The organism is Paraglaciecola sp. 20A4 (assembly GCF_011378905.1).
Lineage (GTDB): Bacteria > Pseudomonadota > Gammaproteobacteria > Enterobacterales > Alteromonadaceae > Paraglaciecola.
Genome location: NZ_WTPY01000016.1, coordinates 32,828 through 51,622, shown reverse-complemented (window position 1 = coordinate 51,622; position 18,795 = coordinate 32,828). Strand labels below are relative to the sequence as shown.

Here is an 18,795-nt window from a genome sequence, read left to right as displayed (position 1 = left end):
TACATCAGTATTAAAAAAATCTTACTCAACTCCAACGCCTTAGGGTACTCATGACAAACTATATTTTCGTCACAGGTGGTGTCGTTTCATCACTTGGTAAAGGCATTGCTGCTGCATCACTCGCTGCTATTCTAGAGGCACGTGGTCTTAATGTGACCATGTTGAAACTCGACCCATACATTAATGTCGATCCAGGCACAATGAGCCCCATTCAGCATGGTGAAGTGTTTGTCACCGACGACGGCGCTGAAACTGACTTAGACTTAGGTCACTACGAGCGTTTTATTCGCACCCGTATGACTAAGCGCAATAACTTTACAACTGGCCGTGTGTACGAAGAAGTCATTAAACGCGAACGTCGTGGTGATTACTTAGGCGCAACCATTCAAGTCATACCGCATATCACTAATGAAATTAAGCGCCGTATTGTTGCGGGTGCTGAAGGCGTTGATATAGCCATTGTTGAAATTGGTGGAACCGTAGGTGATATCGAATCACAACCGTTCTTAGAAGCGATTCGTCAATTGGGCACCGAAGTGGGCCGTGAACATGCCATGTATATGCACTTAACATTGGTGCCTTACATTGCAGTATCGGGCGAAGTGAAAACCAAGCCTACACAACATTCTGTTAAAGAGCTTCGCTCAATCGGGATAATGCCTGATATTTTGGTTTGTCGTTCAGAAAATGCATTGCCATCAAACGAGCGCCAAAAAATTGCTCTGTTCACCAATGTAGCTGATAAAGCGGTTATCTCCCTAAAAGACGCCAACAGCATTTATAAAATACCAGCAGCACTAAAAGCACAAGGTATGGACGAGCTTGTTGTACAGCGCTTTGGTCTAGACTGCCCAGAAGCGGATTTGAGTGAATGGGAACAGGTGCTATACGCTGAATCTAACCCGATTGGTGAAGTAACCATTGCCATGGTCGGTAAGTATGTTGAGCTACCAGATGCCTACAAATCAGTTAATGAAGCGCTCAAACATGCTGGACTTAAAAATCGTTTGACCGTTAATATTCGTTACATTGACTCTCAAGACATTGAGAGCAAAGGCGATCAAATTCTTAACGGTTGTGACGCAATTTTAGTGCCTGGTGGTTTCGGTGAGCGTGGTATCGAAGGCAAGATTGCAGCTGCCAAGTATGCCCGTGAACAAAAAGTTCCTTATTTAGGTATTTGCTTGGGTATGCAAGTTGCTATTATCGAATTTGCGCGCAATGTTGCTGGCCTTGAAAATGCCAACAGTTCAGAATTTGATCCGCAAACACCCTACCCTGTCGTTGGTTTGATCACTGAATGGCTAGATGCTGATGGCAGCACCGCACAGCGTTCTGAGGAATCAAATTTAGGCGGCACCATGCGCTTGGGTAGCCAGTTGTGTCATTTAATTCCTGGCAGCAAAGTCCATGAGTTATATGGCTCATCTGAGATTTACGAACGTCATCGTCATCGTTATGAAGTGAATAATAATTTGCGCGACAAGTTAGAAGCAGCAGGATTGCAAGTAACTGGTCTGTCTACTGATAAACGTCTAGTAGAAGTCATCGAACTAGGCGATCATCCTTGGTTTGTGGCGGGGCAATTTCACCCCGAATTTAACTCTACACCTCGCGACGGTCATCCTTTATTTGAAGGGTTTGTTAAAGCCGCGGGCGAATATTATAAAAATAATAATTAGCAAACGATTGAAAACTAAGCGTATCTGCTCTCAGATAAACGATAATTTTTTATAACAAGGCTACAAATATGTCAAATATGTCAAACATCAGTAAAATCATTGCTCGTGAAATCATGGACTCTCGTGGTAACCCTACGGTAGAGGCAGATGTATATTTAGAGTCAGGCACAATGGGCAGAGCGACTGCACCATCTGGCGCATCTACTGGTTCACGTGAAGCGCTAGAACTGCGCGATGGTGATAAAAGCCGTTATTTAGGTAAAGGTGTACTGAAAGCGGTTGCGGCGATTAACGAACATATCGCCACTGCCCTGCTTGGCAATAGTGCATTTGAGCAAAAGAAAATCGACCAAATCATGATCGATTTAGACGGCACTGAAAACAAAGAAACGTTTGGTGCAAACGCCATTCTTGCGGTATCTCTTGCTGTCGCTAAAGCGGCTGCAATTGAAAAGAAAATTCCCTTGTATCAACATATCTCTGAGCTTAACGGCACACCGGGCAAATATTCAATGCCGGTCCCTATGATGAATATCATAAACGGTGGCGAGCATGCTGATAACAATGTTGATATTCAAGAATTTATGGTTCAACCCGTTGGTGCGCCTAGCTTCCGTGAAGCATTGCGCATGGGTGCTGAAATTTTTCATAGCTTGAAAAAAGTACTTTCAGCTAAAGGCTTGAGCACAGCCGTTGGTGACGAGGGTGGTTTCGCACCAAACCTTGCTTCGAATGAAGAAGCGCTAAAAGTCATTATTCAAGCCGTCGAAAATGCAGGTTACGTCATGAATAAAGACGTGACGCTAGCGTTAGATTGCGCCGCATCTGAGTTCTATAAAGATGGTAAATACGATCTTAAAGGCGAAGGTAAAGTATTTGATTCAGAAACCTTTGGTGATTATCTAGCTGACCTAGCGGCTAAGTACCCTATTATCTCTATTGAAGATGGCCTTGATGAAAGTGATTGGGATGGTTGGGCAAGCTTAACCAAGAAAATTGGCGACAAAGTACAACTTGTTGGCGATGATTTGTTTGTGACCAATACCAAAATTCTTAAACGCGGCATTGATAACGGCGTAGCTAACTCAATTTTGATTAAGTTTAATCAAATTGGAACGTTGAGCGAAACCCTTGAAGCCATCCGTATGGCACAAGCGGCTGGTTTCACAGCGGTTATCTCTCACCGTAGTGGCGAAACTGAAGATGCAACCATCGCTGATTTAGCAGTTGGTACAGCTGCGGGTCAAATAAAAACCGGTTCATTGTGTCGTTCCGACCGTGTTGCTAAATATAATCAACTATTGCGTATTGAAGAAGCATTAGGTGATGCAGCAACATACGGCGGACGTAAAGAAATAAAGGGTCAATAAGACCTATATCTGGAGTGCTTTAGTTACATGCTAAAGCTTTTTAGATGTAAGCGGGCAGCGTTTGCTGCCCCTCATTTCTTATGGTGACGCCTCCCGCGCAGCCCCAAGTAAATATATTCTCTGACTCACAGCAGCAGACCCATTTTGCTGAAATTTGTAATGCTTTGTATGAGCGAGAACTCAGTTCGCTTGCCCAGCAACCCATCTCCAACATTAGTTTACTACAACGTAAATTAGGCGGTCTACGCCATCATGTTAAACGCGCCGCATACCATTTCATTCACCATACAGGCCCTTTGTCTGTTGACGTGCATAACGCCAGTTGGCAAGCAAAGCAAAGTGCTACCTGCATGGGTAGAAGACGCGATAAAGATAAAACCCACCAATGGTTCGCGCAATATGCTCGGTCAGGTCTGCCGGTTGTGGTTTATGTGAAAAACATACATGGCGAATACTTAGAGTTAGACTCCATTGACCGCATCGATACCGAGACTCAGAAACTGCACAGTAATAAATTTGGCTGGTTTGCTATGAATGGAACCCATGACATTGACCTTACTAGTAGCAACATTCGGGACCACTCAACTGTCGGCGAGTGTGTATTATTACGTCCAAGCAATGCTATTTTTTCAGCCGCGTGCTGCGGGCATACTTGGAACCATAAAGGTCGTAGTCAGCCCCGAACATTAACCCTCAGAGAGCTGTTACTTTCTGGTAGTATTAATTGGAAAAATTTTCGATAAGCGAAATGCCATCCTGCAATTCACTTCAAACCTCACAAAAAAACTAGTCAGACCACCTGTTTTTCCTGATAAATCAAGTTTATATGCATTTTTGTTATATATTGATTTGTTAACTAAGGTTGACGCATGCCACCCAAAGAGTTACAAATACCGCACTGACGTTTCGAGCTTAATATAAAATGAAAACATTTTTACTATCAACTCTACTTCTGCTGGCAGCAAGACTGCATGGGTAGGTTGTAAGCGAAACGCAAACAATAACTAAAAACCCGTGCCTAGCACGGGTTTTTTCGTTTATAGCGTGTTAGAAACGCGCATCATTCAATAGAGGAAAATATATGTCCAACCAAGTCAAAATATTCGACACCACATTACGTGATGGCGAACAAGCACTAGCAGCAAGTTTGAGTATGAAAGAAAAGCTACAAATTGCTTTCGCGCTAGAGCGACTTGGCGTTGACATCATCGAAGCCGGCTTTCCAGTATCGTCACCAGGCGATTTTCAGTCAGTACGCAGTATTGCCAAAGAAATCAAAAATGCCACTGTTTGCGGATTATCTCGCGCCTTAGAAAAAGACATTGACGCCTGTGGTGAAGCCATGAGTGTGGCTGAACAATTTAGAATACATACTTTTATAGCGACTTCTGACATTCATGTAGCAAATAAGTTACGTAAGTCACAAGATGAAGTGGTCGAAATGGCGGTTAAGGCGATTAAGCATGCGGGCCGCTACACGGATGACATTGAGTTTTCTTGTGAAGATGCAGGTCGCACACCTATTGATTACTTATGTCGTATGGTTGAAGCGGCTATTAATGCTGGTGCTACCACGGTTAATATTCCAGACACGGTGGGTTATACGACACCAACCGAGTTTGGTGGCATTATTCAAAATTTGTTCAATCGCGTACCTAATATCGATAAAGCGGTTATTTCAGTGCACTGCCACAATGATCTAGGTTTAGCCGTTGCCAATTCTTTAGTCGCAGTTGAATACGGCGCTCGTCAAATTGAATGTACCATTAACGGTATTGGTGAGCGTGCGGGTAACTGTTCGTTAGAAGAAATCGCCATGATTTTGCAAACTCGCCAAGCCATGTTGGGTTTAAACACCAATATTCGCAGTCAGGAAATTTCTCGCACCTCTAAATTGGTCAGCCAATTATGTAATATGCCGGTACAAGCTAACAAAGCAATTGTAGGCGCAAATGCTTTTAGTCATTCTTCTGGTATCCATCAAGATGGCGTCTTAAAAGCACAGAATACTTATGAGATAATGACCCCAGAAAGTGTGGGTATAAACAAAAACAACTTAAACTTAACGTCACGCTCAGGCCGCCACGTTATCAAACACCGCCTTGAAGAATTGGGATATAAAGCTCAAGACTACGATTTAGATACCTTATATGCATCATTCGTAAAATTAGCCGACAAAAAAGGCCAAGTGTTCGATTATGATCTTGAAGCCTTATTGTTTTTTGATAAGCAAAAACCAGCGGACGAGCATTATAAGTTACTTTATTTACAAGCAAGTTCAGGCAAAGAGATCATCCCAAGCGCCACCGTTAAGTTACAAGTTGGCGATGAAGAAATCATTCAGTCATGTACAGGCAATGGTCCAGTAGATGCTGCATATAACGCTATTATCAAAGTGTTAGGCCATGAACAACTTGATATCGTCGATTTCAAACTCGACTCTAAAGGTGAAGGGGCCGATGCGCTTGCCCAAGTGAGTGTCATCGTTGAATATAACGGCCGCCGTTTTAATGGTATCGGTTTAGCCACAGATATCGTCGAGTCTGGCGTTAAAGCCCTAATCCATGTATTAAATAACACCCATTTAGCCGATCGAATTGATCATCAGAAAAAACAACAAACACAGATTGCTGGAGTCTAGGAACACATGTCGAATTATAATATTGCCGTGTTGGCAGGAGATGGTATTGGCCCAGAGGTCATGCAAGAAGCAAAGAAGGTTTTATCAGCTGTAGAACAAGCGTTTAATGTATCGTTCACCTTAAATGAATTTGATGTAGGTGGGATTGCCATCGACAACCACGGTGAGGCACTGCCTCCAGCGACGTTAAAAGGCTGTGAAGCAGCTCAAGCTATCTTATTTGGTTCAATTGGTGGCCCGAAATGGGACAGCCTTCCTTTAGAGCAGCGACCTGAGCGTGCTGCTCTGCTTGCCCTTCGTGGCCATTTTGACTTGTTCAGCAATCTTCGTCCGGCAAAGATTTATCCAGGTTTAGAGTCCTTATCTCCATTGCGGGCTGATATTGCTGCCAGTGGCTTTGATGTACTTGTGGTACGTGAACTCACTAGCGGTATTTATTTTGGTCAACCTAAAGGTATTGAAGGCGAAGGCGAAGAACAATTTGCCTTTGACACCATGCGCTACAGTAAAAAAGAAATCCGTCGTATCGCTATCAGTGCGTTTGAAGCGGCTCAGAAGCGCGGTAAGAAGGTAACATCGGTAGACAAAGCCAACGTGCTATTGTGTAGCCGATTGTGGCGTGAAGTGACTGAAGAGGTCGCTAAAGACTATCCTGAAGTCACCCTAGAACATATCTATATCGATAACGCCACAATGCAATTGTTACGTTATCCAGGCGATTTTGATGTGATGTTATGCTCGAACCTATTTGGCGACATTATCTCTGATGAATGCGCCATGATTACTGGTTCAATGGGCTTATTGCCTTCAGCCAGTATTAACGGTGAAAGTTTTGGCTTGTATGAACCCGCCGGTGGTTCAGCCCCGGATATCGCAGGTAAAGGTATCGCTAACCCGATTGCCCAAATTCTATCCGCATCTATGTTACTTCGTTTCAGTTTAAATCTAACGGATGCTGCCGATGCAATTGATGCTGCAGTCGTTAAAACCCTTGCCGATGGCATATTAACCGGCGAACTGCTCAGTGCAGAGAATCGTGGCCAAGCCAGATCGACCAGTGAAGTAGGCGATTACATCGCCAATATTATCGCCACAGCAAACGCTTAAAGGAAAGACCAGACATGAGCACCACCTTATACGACAAAATTTTTCAGGCACATATTGTCGATGAAATAGGCGACGATGCATTATTGTATATCGATCGCCACCTAATCCACGAAGTTACTTCTCCCCAAGCATTTGACGGTTTGGTACAAAAGGGCCGCAAAGTTCGACGTCCTGATCTAACATTTGCCACCATGGATCACAGTATATCGACTCGTTCTTTAGCCATTGATGCCTGCGGTCCTGCAAACAAATTACAGTTACAAACCCTGGCGGATAACTGCGAGAAAAACAATATTCAATTATTTCCTGTGGGTCACCAAAAACAAGGGATCGTGCATGTAATGGGTCCTGAACTTGGTTTGATTAAACCTGGCACAACCGTTGTTTGTGGGGATTCCCATACCGCGACTCACGGTGCTTTTGGGGCGCTCGCTTTTGGTATTGGTACCTCGCAAGTAGAACACGTATTTGCTACCCAAACTTTGAAGCAGAGTAAAGGTAAGTGTATGCAAGTTAAGGTCACTGGAGCTCGTCCATTAGGTTTGACTGCAAAAGACATTATCTTAGCTATTATCGGTAAGATTGGTCATGCAGGCGCCACTGGCTGTGTCATCGAGTATTGCGGCGACACTATCGAAGACTTGAGCATGGAAGAGCGCATGACCGTATGCAACATGAGCATCGAAGCCGGGGCTAAGGCGGGTCTTATCGCCCCAGACCAAATCACCTTTGATTATCTTAAAGGGCGCGAATATGCCCCTAAAGGTGATGATTGGGATGCTGCAGTCGCTTATTGGAAGACGTTGAAATCTGATGCTGATGCTACTTTCGATATCGTCGTAGAGCTTGCAGCCCAAGATATTGCTCCACAAGTGACGTGGGGAACCAACCCAGGTCAGGTTATTGGCGTTAACCAGCCTATCCCTGCACCGGAAGACTTTAGTGACTCGATTGACCGTGATTCAGCGGTAAAAGCCCTTAAATATATGGATATTAAGCCAGGTCAAAAATTATCAGAACTAACGGTCAATCATGTGTTTATTGGCTCTTGTACTAATGGCCGGATAGAAGATATGCGCGCCGCTGCTGCGATTGCCAAACAAGGTAAAGTTGCCAGTCATGTAACGGCTATTGTGGTGCCGGGCTCTGTCGCAGTCAAAGCGCAAGCTGAGGCTGAGCAGCTAGATAAGATATTCCTCGAGGCGGGCTTCGAATGGCGTTTGCCTGGGTGTTCTATGTGTCTTGGTATGAACGATGACATTTTGGGCCAAGGAGATCGCTGTGCATCAACTAGCAACAGAAACTTCGAAGGTCGGCAAGGTCGCGGTGCACGCACCCATCTTGTTAGCCCAGCCATGGCTGCTGCCGCTGCTTTAGCAGGGCATTTTGCCGATACGCGCGACTTCGTTGCCAACGATTAATAATTAGGAATAAACATGAGCAATCAATCTACCCCAGCAAGCTCTGGTATCAGTGTGCATACTGGCCATGTCGCACCGCTAAATCAAGCGAATGTGGATACAGACCAAATTATTCCTAAGCAATTTTTAACTTCGGTTACCAAGAGCGGTTACGGAAAACATCTATTTCATGATTGGCGTTATTTAGACTTACATGAGCAAGAGCCCAATCCAGACTTTGTGCTTAACAAACCTGAGTATCAGGGCGCTAGTATTTTACTTACTCGCGAAAATTTTGGCTGCGGTTCAAGTCGCGAACATGCGCCTTGGTCATTAGACGACTACGGCTTTAAAGTTGTTATTGCCACCAGCTTCGCCGATATTTTCTACGGTAACTGCATCAATAACAGTTTGCTACCGGTGAAACTTGAAAGTGCGCAAATCGATGCTTTATTTGAAGCGGTGGCACAAGACGCTAATTGTCAGGTTGTAGTGGACTTACCTCAACAACAAGTGCGCTTTAATGATCAAGTGCTGCCGTTTGACATAGCACCTCATCACAAAAATAATCTGATCAAAGGCTTAGATGCCATTGGTCAGACCCTAGAACTGAATGATAAAATCAGCGCGTTTGAAGCTAAGCAACCTGCTTGGCAGTGTTAATTAATTTTTAAGAGCGTCACAGGGTAGCCGCTTAACATAGCGGTTACCCTGCCTTTTGGTTATTTATCATACAAATGAAAAAAATGTTCCTTCCATCGTTCTAAAAACGATAATATTCACTTAACACTTTAATAAATATAACTTTTTTTAAGAACTTCTATTTATTATTAAACCTGCAGATTTGAAAACGTTTACAGCCAAGCATTCTGACGCTAATCTATAGTTTATCGGTTATCCCAGTAAGAGAGAACTCTTTGGCTAAGTTAGGCATAAAAGATATTGCGGCCATCTCCGGTGTTTCTCCCGCAACGGTATCGCGCACTTTGCGTAATCCAGGTATTGTCAGTGAAGAAACCCGTAAAAAAGTGATGAAGGCTGTAGAAGAAGGGGGATATACCCCGAGTCGATTTGGTGCCAACTTACGTACCCAAAAGAGTGGCAATATTATAGTGGTGATGCCAGATATTACCAATCAGGTAAATGCAGGCATCATACGCGCTATTGAGCGACAAGCACAAAAGGCTGGCTACTCAATTCTGCTTGGCGACACGCAAGGCTTGATTGAGCGAGAAAAGCATTACGCCAGCATGGCGCAATCTGGTCAAGCTGACGGCGTATTATTATTTACTTACCATATGCCTTTCAATCTCAACCACAATCAGCCTGTGTTGAAACAGTTACCCCCAATAGTCAATTCATGCGAATCAATTCCCATTGAAGGGATCAGTAAGGTCATGATAGACAACGTATCAGGCGCGCGCACGGCTGTTGAACACTTGTTGAGCCTAGGCCATAAACGTATTGCTGCGGTTATGGGCCCAACTGACACGCCCAGCACGGTAGAGCGTTTTGATGGCTATAAGAGTGCACTAAGCAATGCAGGTATAGAAATAGATGAGCAGCTGATTATCCGCGGAGATTATGGATTAGATTCTGGTATGGGAGCCATGGAACAGCTATTAAAACTGCGTATGCGACCCACTGCAGTATTTTGCTTCAGTGATGATATGGCCATCGGCGCGATGAGCGTATTGCAAGAAAACGGTTTTCGTATTCCACAAGATATTTCGATTATGGGTTTTGACGATATCCGCTACGCCCGATTAATGACCCCTGCCCTGACCACTATTCATCAGCCATTAGAAGAAATAGGTAAAGCGTGTATTGAATTGTTGCTTGAACAACTCGATGGTAAATCAGAGCCTGGTCGGTACGTTGAACTGCCTTTTACACTCATGGTTCGCCAAAGCACAGGACCCGTCCCAGTAGATCGTTAATACGATTTTTATCGGCCTTAAAATCCATTACACTAAGGGAAATACCTTTAGTGAGCGATGTATGAAAAAAATATTAGCAATTCTTGGTAGTGCGCTACTCTTAACCGCCTGTGATTCGAACGAAGTCGGTGATGTAAGCTTAGGTTTATTTACCACCAAAGATATCAAACTGAATATTCTGCAAGACCCACTTATCAGAGGGGTAACGTGCCACGTGGCCAGCATTGAAGCTAACTTAAGCTTTTCTGATCCTTCTGACAGTTCGATTTCCTGTCGTCAGACAGGTGAAATCACCCCAGAGATGATTGCCAAAATTGATAAGTCAGCATCTGGCGATGTGGTATTCAAAAAGTCTAAAAGTGTGTTTTTCAAAACCATGAAGATACGTCGTATTTTTGATCCTAGTAGTCAAACACTGATGTATGTGTCGTACTCGACCAAAGAAACCTCAGGTAGCTTTAAACATAGCCTATCAACCGTGCCTCTATGGGGCACAAAAGCCTTTAATAGCTATACCGGTTCATAGCTCAGCCGTTATTGCAAAAAACGCTCCCTAAATGCCATTAAGCGTAAAGGGAGCAAATGAGGAAACTATTTTTTAGCCATTTATTACGTTTAGAAAATAGGTAAGCAACCGAGTTTTTCTTTAGCAAAAAACATTGTCACTAACCTTTTAAAATAGTCGCAATCACATGATGCTCGCCGCTAAATAGGCTGTAATCAATCATATTACCCGCTACCTGTGTACCGTCAATTTCCAATCTTATCTTACCAGTGCTTATTCTGTGCGGATTACGTACTTCTATGCTGTAATGGGCATTGCGGAAGCGACGAGAAACTGCAAAACTAGGCCACTCAGCTGGAATACATGGCGTGATAGTTAAGCCCTTATAATCAGGCTTAATACCCAAAATGTACTGCGTTGCCGCATAAAAACACCAAGCAGCAGTCCCGGTTAACCATGAATTTTTCGCCTGACCAGGAGTGGCTGCATCGTTACCTGCAATCATTTGACTGTAAACATAAGGCTCAGTTTTATGCAGTTTTTGCACGTCTTGCAGGTAAGCGGGTGAAATGCTGGCAAAATACTCAAAGGCCTTATCGCCTCGCCCAAGCATCGCTTCAGACACCATGATCCACGGGTTGTTATGACAGAAAATCCCGGCATTCTCTTTATATCCAGGAGGATAAGATGAAATTTCACCCAGATATTTATCGTAGCCACTAAACGCCGGTTGATTGAGCATAATACCGTAGGGCGTGGCTAAATGCTTTTCAACAGAATCAAGTGCTTGGCGGGCTTTTCCATCTTGCATGCCGATGCCTGCCATCACGCAGAAACCTTGTGATTCGATAAAAATTTTGCCTTCTTGGTTCTCGTGACTGCCTATTTTTTTGCCTCTAGCATCATAGGCACGCAAGAACCATTCACCGTCCCAACCATGTTTAAGCACGGCATCTCGCATGGTATTAACGTGCTGCTGAGCGTAATTGGCTAATGTATCTTGACCAATTTGTTCACATAATTGCACAAAGTCTTGTCCGTAAAGCACAAATTGCCCAGCAATCATTAGGGATTCAGCTACATCTGATTGCCCTCGCTGGGTAGTTTGATAGGACTCATTAGGATCCTCTGAAAAACAGTTTAGGTTTAAACAGTCGTTCCAATCCGCACGTCCGATCAATGGCAAGCCATGGGGACCTAAATTATTTACGACATGCTCAAATGCACGGCGTAAATGCTCAAAGTGATCTGTATTTCCTTCATTGTCACCATCAAAACCAACCTTTTCAGTTAATATTGAAAAGTCACCGGTCTCTTTAATATAATTTACCGTAGAGAGTACCATCCACATGGGGTCGTCATTAAAGTTACCACCGATGTTAGCATTACCTTTTTTAGTCAAAGGTTGATATTGATGGTATGCGGAGCCGTCAGCTTTTTGAGTGGCACTCAAGTCTAAGATACGCTCTTTGACTTTATTGGGCACCATATGGGCAAACCCTATGGTGTCTTGGTTAGAATCTCTAAAGCCCATCCCACGGCCAATACCCGATTCGTAGAATGAAGCACTTCGAGATAAGTTAAACGTCACCATATTCTGATATTGATTCCATATGTTCAGTGAGCGATTTAACTTTTTGTCTGGACTGTTTAGCTGGAATGTACCGAGTAATTTATCCCAATGGGCAGCTAATGCGCTAAGTGCTTGTTGAACACTGTAGGCACTTTCATAACGACTCATCATATCTTTAGCCGGCGTCTTATTAATCACACCTGGAGATTGCCACTTTTGCGCTTTATCCACTTCGCAGTAACCTAGCACAAATACCAAAGTATGCTCTTCACCGGGCGCTAGCTCTACTTCTAGATGATGAGATGCAATCGGTGACCAACCGTGGGCATGTGAATTGGTTGCTTGACCGTTTTGAACACACAAAGGATTACCGACACCACGATAAGGTCCTAGGAAGCTCTCTCTGTCTGTATCGAAGCCGCTAATAGGTTGATTAACCGAATAAAACGCATAATGATCACGACGCTCTCGGTATTCGGTTTTGTGGTAAATCACACTACCTTCAACTTCGACTTCACCGGTAGATAAATTACGTTGAAAGTTCGCGCCGTCATCTTCTGCGTTCCACAAACACCATTCAATGTATGAAAACAGACTAATTTTTCGATGTCGAGCACCGCTGTTTTTAAGGGTCAATCGATGCACTTCCGCTTTTTCACCTAAGGGCACAAAACAGGTAAGTTCGGAGTCTATATCTAGATTGCTGACGAGAAAGCGACTATAGCCCATACCATGGCGGCACTCGTAACGTTCTGGTTGCTTATCAACCGGACGTCCCGAGGCAGACCATACGTCGTCATCACATTTTAAATAGAAATAGCGACCCGATGTGTCAACAGGCACGCTGTTGTAGCGATAACGGGTTAACCGGCGAAACTTAGGATCTTGATAAAAGCTATAGCCCCCAGCAGTGTTGGAAATCAAGCCGTAAAACCCATCATTACCAAGGTAATTGATCCAAGGTGTGGGTGTAAATGGCGTCGAAATTACGTATTCTTTTCGTTCATCATCAAAATAGCCAAATGAATTGTCTTTGGTGTCAGTGAATGGCTTGGTCATGGGTAAATATCTCTCTTGGTGAATTACGCAGCACTGAGGCAAAAGCGCTATTGATGATCTGTGGATAAAGTATTACGACGCTCAACAAGTTGCGCATTCATTTGGCGCTGCTTTTTATCGGTAAGGGGGTAAAACAGCATGAGCAAAGCGCCCGCGACACCAAAGGCGGCAGGAATAAAGCTCATAAGCTGTTGCATGCCAGGCAATGACGCGGCAATGGTGGTTGAGTCCATACCGTTGTAGCCATAACCCGCCAGTACTACCAGCACTAAAGCACCCGCGAAGCCGTTACCGGTCTTCTGCACAAACGTACCTGCTGAGTACACAAGCCCCGTCGCTCGACGACCATTACGCCATTCAGAATAATCTGCGGCATCTCCAAGCATGCTAAAGAACAAGGTAGGCATCATGGCTGCAAAAAATTCAGCGGCACAACCGAGAACAAAGATGTAAGTAATATTTTCAGCGGATAACCAATAAAAGCCACTCGTCAACGCACTACTAAATAGCAAAGCGACAATAAATAAATTGCGTCGGCCTAATTTATTAGCCAAATAACTGGTGCACAGCGCCCCCAGAATTGACACCACCAGCAAAGCAATAAAGTATTGCCCTGTTAACAGTTCATCACCGACAAAGTACTTAAAATAGTAAGCAATAACGCTGTATTTAATGCCATTGAACATCATGGTCAAAAAGCCCATGCCGAGTAAAATAAGCCAAGGTTTGTTGGTTAATAAATCGAGCATATCTTGCTGCGTACCAGAAACATCTCCCCGAGGACGATTCAACATGCGGCGAACAAGCCAAGTCGCTGTGGCAAAAACGAATACAAAAATCACACCCGTCAATAGATTGCGATAGTAGAAGAACAGCGACATTGATAGCAGAGGAATCAGCACAAAAGGAGATTGCTTGGTCAAATCCCATAACTCGCTGCGCAAGCTACCTCTAACATGTTCAACTGGCGCAACTCTCTCTTTGGTAGTCGCTACTGACGTCACCATCAGTGCCATCAATAACCCTGCGAAAACATACATGGTGTACTGGTAACCCTGTACGTCGTCTCCATCACCTAGCAAAGCCACTAAGGTAGGTAAAAAGCCCATTACGAACAAGCCGCCTAAAAAGGCTCCAGCAAAACGAAAACCAGATAAACTCGTGCGCTCTCTATCATCTTCGGTCATCACGCCCATTAATGCGGAATAAGGCACATTGTTAACCGTGTAAGCCAAGGTTAACCCTATATAGGTCACGTAAGCATAAACCAACTTACCGCTGTCGCTGAGATTTGGCGTAGTAAAGCACAGCACCATAAAAGCGCACAAAAAAGGTGTCGACCAAAATATCCACGGGCGGAATTTCCCCCATGAGGTATGGGTTCGATCGGCAATCATACCCATAATGATATCTGTTACACCGTCAGAGAGGCGGACCACTAAAAATAAGATAGCAGCTGCGGAGGCAGTTAATCCGAATGTATCTGTATAAAAAACCGCTAAGTAGGCAAGCGCTCCTCGCCAAACTAAATTGGCAGCCGCATCCCCCATGGCATAGCCAATCTTTTCGTAAAGGGGTAGTTTGATCATGAAAGTATTTCCTTAACAGACATGTACTTTATGTGTTGGCGCATTGTTGTTATTCCTATATCCAATGCCCTTTTAGGCGCTTGCGTCAGCACATCTTAATGGATAACGCCTGAAAGAATTACCATCGTCGTGCATTGTTAACGTAACGTTAAATGTAAATGAAAACGTTTTCAATGGTTTTGTGAGATTTTATACAAATTTAACGGTTTTTATTATTAAGCAGGTAAAAAAAGGAAGACCTGATGATCATTCTAGCGAGAGGAAACAAAGAAAAAGAAGAAAAAATCATTGCCGAGTATATGAATCGTTATGGATGCTCGTATCCGTAATAATGCATCACGACCACCATTATTGCCTAAGAAAATAACACGACCTAAACATCCCACTTAAACGATAAAAAGCGACATAATCGACTAATGGTCGAAAAGAGTCGCTTATACCTACTCCAGTAAAAAATAACCGCTCAGCCAAATTTAAAAGGACTTAACCAAGGCGCTTGAATGGAATTCCTCAGCGGGTTTTGTACTATGTTCTCGGTATTTGAAAGGGAACAACCATTGCTGTACACCGACGCCTTGTTTTAAACCCGCTGGATGAATTCTAAGAGAATAATTATTGATTAGAATTGGTATTAGACCTTTTGAAAACCGTAACGTTGAACATGAGAAAGCAAATCACGATTGCTTTTCAAGCCGCTCATTAACTTACGCAGTTGTTGTTGGTTTTCTTGTAAATCTTTCATCGCACTTTGCGGTTGGTCGAATACCCGTGAAGATACGTCGTTTACCGTATCAAATCCCATGCCGTACAACACGTACTGATAACTAGCAGAAGGGAACATAATTTCGTTTTGTACAAAGTCACTGCGACTCGGAGGCTGGAAACGCCACTGTATAAGTAAAGCACGTAACCGTGATGAAATTGATTCAGGTGCGCGCATCTGCTGCCAGTAAGGCTCACTGCGTTCACTCAATACGTAATGCAACTTTAAAAATTCAACAATATTTTCCCAGTGCAACAAGAAGCGCCGATTAAAATTATCGCTCGTGACCTGCATATGTTCCCTAGTAACAGGCATATTTTCGGCAATAGCCGTAGCCGACAACTCAACAAGTGCTAACGCCGAGGCTTCTAATGGCTCTAAAAAACCCGCGGATAAACCCACAGCGACACAGTTTTTATGCCAAAAATATGCTCTATGCCCTGGCTCGAAAGAAATTTTACGCGCCTGTAACTTAGCAGCTTGCTCGTCACCTATCGACTGAGCCACATAAGACTTTAGTGTGCGCTCAGCTTGCTCATCATTGATATGGGCGCTGGAGTAGGTATACCCTACACCTCTGCGATCCTGAAGGCCTATATCCCAAACCCAACCCGCTTCTTGTGCAGTCGAAACAGTTGCTGATTCAATGGGCGCATCAGATTTGATGTAAGGCACGTGTAACGCCATGGCACTGTCATTAAACAAGACTGACTTTTTGTCAATAAAAGGCACATTAAAATGTTGGCCTAGCAATAAAGAACGTGCGCCGGTGCAATCAATAAATAGATCCCCACTGAGTTCACCGTAATCGCGGGTTATCAAAGATTTGATATCGCCATTGTCATGACTAAGCACACCCTCAACGTGATCTTGAATGTGCGTGATACCCAGCTTTGCGGTACAGTGTTGCTGTAACAACTGACCAAATTTACCTGCATCTAGATGATAGCCGTAGTTGAGCACACCCGCGTATTCTGGGGTAGCGTTTTGCTTAGGGGCAAGTCCAGCTTGGCATACTTGGCTTTGGGCGCTGACGACATCAGCAAAGGACTGCTCAGCACCATAGGTCTTCCACGTGCTGTATTGATTTGCATGACCATAACCGTTAGGCACCACAAACGGATGATAATAGAAGTCTTTTTTAGAGCCCTCTTTCCAGCCGACAAATTTTGAACCTTGTTTAAAAGCCGCGCCGCAGTGACGGATGAATTCAGTCTCACTTATCCCTATGCGTTGCAATGAATTACGCATCGAAGGCCAAGTCCCCTCACCTACCCCAACAATATTAACGTCTGGGGATTCAATTAATGTCACTTGGAGTTGACTGTCACTGGAGGCGCATTGATGTTCAGCGGCTATAATACCGGCGGTTAGCCAACCCGCACTGCCGCCGCCCACTACGACAATTTTTTTAATACTGCGGTTATTCATTTATTACTACCAATCTAAAACGTAAAGCGCCCAGTGTTGCCTAATGAGCGAGCATCGAATAAGCAAATACTATCGTATTTGATAGGGTTTAATGCAAAAATTCCTGTCATATCGTTATTCACTTATTATCTTTATTCGTTAATTTGCCGAACAATATCGTTGAAGAAATTGCTGGTGACTCGGTAAACTGCTAACGCGCTGCTCAATTGCCTTGCGCATACCATCGAGAAAACGCCGCAGTTCATCATCACTCATCTCATTTACGATACGATGATACTGCTTCGGCTCTAAACCTTGACCCAGCATAACTTGAGTCCATGAATCCACTCGGAAGATATCGCCATCATCCAGAAACACACGACCCGTTTCCTTAAATAGATGAATTTTATGAGACAAGGATGCAGGCACATCCATGCTCTGACAATGACGCCAAAACGCCGAGTCGTCTCGCTGAGTTACTTTGTAATGCAAGATGATGAAATCACGAATGCTATGTAACTCACTCGTTAGCTTTTCATTGTACTCATCAATGGCAGATTGGCGCACCCCATCAAATGGGAATAAACGCATCAAGCGTACAATACCCGTCATAATCAGATGAATACTGGTGGATTCTAATGGCTCTACAAAGCCACTTGCCAAACCTAAGGCAACACAGTTTTTATTCCATCCTTTACGCCTACGACCGGTTTTAAACTTAATGACTCGAGGCTCATTGATTGGACTACTATCTAAATTCGCCAGCAGTGCTTCTTTGGCTTCTTCATCACTCACGTAACGGCTACAAAAGACCATGCCGTTACCGACTCGATTTTGCAGCGGTATCCGCCATTGCCAGCCAAAATCATGGGCTGTAGAGCGGGTATAAGGCAGTGGATCGGAATTAGCTTGTGTTTGCACTGCAATAGCGCTATCGCAAGGTAACCAATGAGACCAGTCTTCGTAACCGGTATGCAGTGCCTCTTCAATTAATAGTCCCTTAAAGCCGGTACAATCGATGAAGAAGTCTCCGTCGATTACTTGGCCTGAATCCAGGGTCAACGAGGAGATAAAGCCATTATGGGTATGTTTATTAACAGACTGAATTTTACCTTCAATGCGCGTAACTGATTCACCGCAAAAATCACGTAGAAACTTCGCATAAAGTGTCGCATCTAAGTGATACGCAAAATTCATTGGCGCGTTAGCGGAAAACGCGAACTTACCCTGCTTTGATGCTTGCAACTCATAGCAGTAATCTCCAAAAGGGGCGTTGATCCCGAGTTCTTTGCCTCGTAGCCAGAAATGATGAAATTCTCCGGCCCAACATTCTTTTCCCGTGACACCAAATGAATGAATGTAAGTATCGTCTTTTTGACCCCAATGATTAAACTCGATCCCCAGCTTAAACGTGCTATTGGTGGCGCGCATAAAGGCTTTTTCATCAATATTGAGTAACTTATGCAGCGTACGGATAGGCGGAATAGTTGCTTCCCCTACACCAACGGTGCCAATATCGTCAGATTCCACTAATGTAATATCGAGTGTTTTTCCCAGTAATTTGGATAAGGAAGCAGCGGCCATCCAACCAGCTGTCCCCCCACCTGCGATCACCACCTTCTGAACTTTTTCGCTATTCAAGACCGACCTCTACCTACGTATATTTGTGTAGTGTGTTTGTTTTAATATAACTAAAAAACAAGCCGCGATAAATCGCGGCTTATGAAATGCCGATTAACTCGGCTTACCTACAGGC

General features: G+C 44.0%; 13 protein-coding genes. 9 read left to right on the top strand and 4 right to left on the bottom strand.

Annotated features, from left to right (window positions below; all coding sequences use genetic code 11):
• Nucleotides 1-50: 50 nt before the first annotated feature.
• From GQS54_RS14575 to GQS54_RS14535, 9 genes are all read left to right on the top strand, one after another.
• A complete protein-coding gene (locus tag GQS54_RS14575; protein ID WP_166424710.1) occupies nt 51-1,682 on the top strand; it encodes a CTP synthase in 1,632 nt (543 codons plus the stop codon).
• A gap of 77 nt (nt 1,683-1,759) precedes the next feature.
• The gene (gene eno, locus GQS54_RS14570; RefSeq protein WP_166424748.1) at nt 1,760-3,052 is read left to right on the top strand and encodes a phosphopyruvate hydratase; all 1,293 of its coding nucleotides are present in this window, start codon (nt 1,760-1,762) and stop codon (nt 3,050-3,052) included.
• Between the two features lie 80 nt (nt 3,053-3,132).
• The gene (locus GQS54_RS14565) at nt 3,133-3,795 is read left to right on the top strand and encodes a hypothetical protein (RefSeq protein WP_166424709.1); all 663 of its coding nucleotides are present in this window, start codon (nt 3,133-3,135) and stop codon (nt 3,793-3,795) included.
• Nucleotides 3,796-4,133: 338 nt separating this feature from the next.
• Nucleotides 4,134-5,693: a 2-isopropylmalate synthase gene (leuA, locus tag GQS54_RS14560; protein ID WP_166424708.1), complete on the top strand. Its 1,560-nt coding sequence runs from the start codon at nt 4,134-4,136 to the stop codon at nt 5,691-5,693.
• Between the two features lie 6 nt (nt 5,694-5,699).
• The gene (leuB, locus tag GQS54_RS14555) at nt 5,700-6,800 is read left to right on the top strand and encodes a 3-isopropylmalate dehydrogenase (RefSeq protein ID WP_166424707.1); all 1,101 of its coding nucleotides are present in this window, start codon (nt 5,700-5,702) and stop codon (nt 6,798-6,800) included.
• Between the two features lie 14 nt (nt 6,801-6,814).
• Nucleotides 6,815-8,221 (top strand): 3-isopropylmalate dehydratase large subunit, encoded by a 1,407-nt coding sequence (gene leuC / locus GQS54_RS14550; RefSeq protein WP_166424706.1) that lies wholly within the window; start codon nt 6,815-6,817, stop codon nt 8,219-8,221.
• Between the two features lie 15 nt (nt 8,222-8,236).
• Entirely contained in the window at nt 8,237-8,863 is a 627-nt protein-coding gene (leuD, locus tag GQS54_RS14545; protein ID WP_166424705.1) for a 3-isopropylmalate dehydratase small subunit, read from the top strand.
• A gap of 254 nt (nt 8,864-9,117) precedes the next feature.
• A complete protein-coding gene (locus tag GQS54_RS14540; protein ID WP_166424704.1) occupies nt 9,118-10,140 on the top strand; it encodes a LacI family DNA-binding transcriptional regulator in 1,023 nt (340 codons plus the stop codon).
• A gap of 61 nt (nt 10,141-10,201) precedes the next feature.
• Nucleotides 10,202-10,666 (top strand): CreA family protein, encoded by a 465-nt coding sequence (locus tag GQS54_RS14535; protein ID WP_166424703.1) that lies wholly within the window; start codon nt 10,202-10,204, stop codon nt 10,664-10,666.
• A 139-nt stretch (nt 10,667-10,805) separates the two neighbouring features.
• Here GQS54_RS14535 and GQS54_RS14530 read toward each other — a convergent pair whose 3' ends face one another.
• The 4 genes from GQS54_RS14530 to GQS54_RS14515 form a co-directional block, all read right to left on the bottom strand.
• The gene (locus GQS54_RS14530) at nt 10,806-13,277 is read right to left on the bottom strand and encodes a glycosyl transferase (RefSeq protein WP_166424702.1); all 2,472 of its coding nucleotides are present in this window, start codon (nt 13,275-13,277) and stop codon (nt 10,806-10,808) included.
• A gap of 47 nt (nt 13,278-13,324) precedes the next feature.
• The gene (locus GQS54_RS14525; RefSeq protein ID WP_166424701.1) at nt 13,325-14,866 is read right to left on the bottom strand and encodes an MFS transporter; all 1,542 of its coding nucleotides are present in this window, start codon (nt 14,864-14,866) and stop codon (nt 13,325-13,327) included.
• A 631-nt stretch (nt 14,867-15,497) separates the two neighbouring features.
• The gene (locus GQS54_RS14520) at nt 15,498-17,060 is read right to left on the bottom strand and encodes a tryptophan halogenase family protein (protein WP_166424700.1); all 1,563 of its coding nucleotides are present in this window, start codon (nt 17,058-17,060) and stop codon (nt 15,498-15,500) included.
• A gap of 138 nt (nt 17,061-17,198) precedes the next feature.
• Nucleotides 17,199-18,680: a tryptophan halogenase family protein gene (locus GQS54_RS14515; RefSeq protein ID WP_166424699.1), complete on the bottom strand. Its 1,482-nt coding sequence runs from the start codon at nt 18,678-18,680 to the stop codon at nt 17,199-17,201.
• Nucleotides 18,681-18,795: the final 115 nt, after the last annotated feature.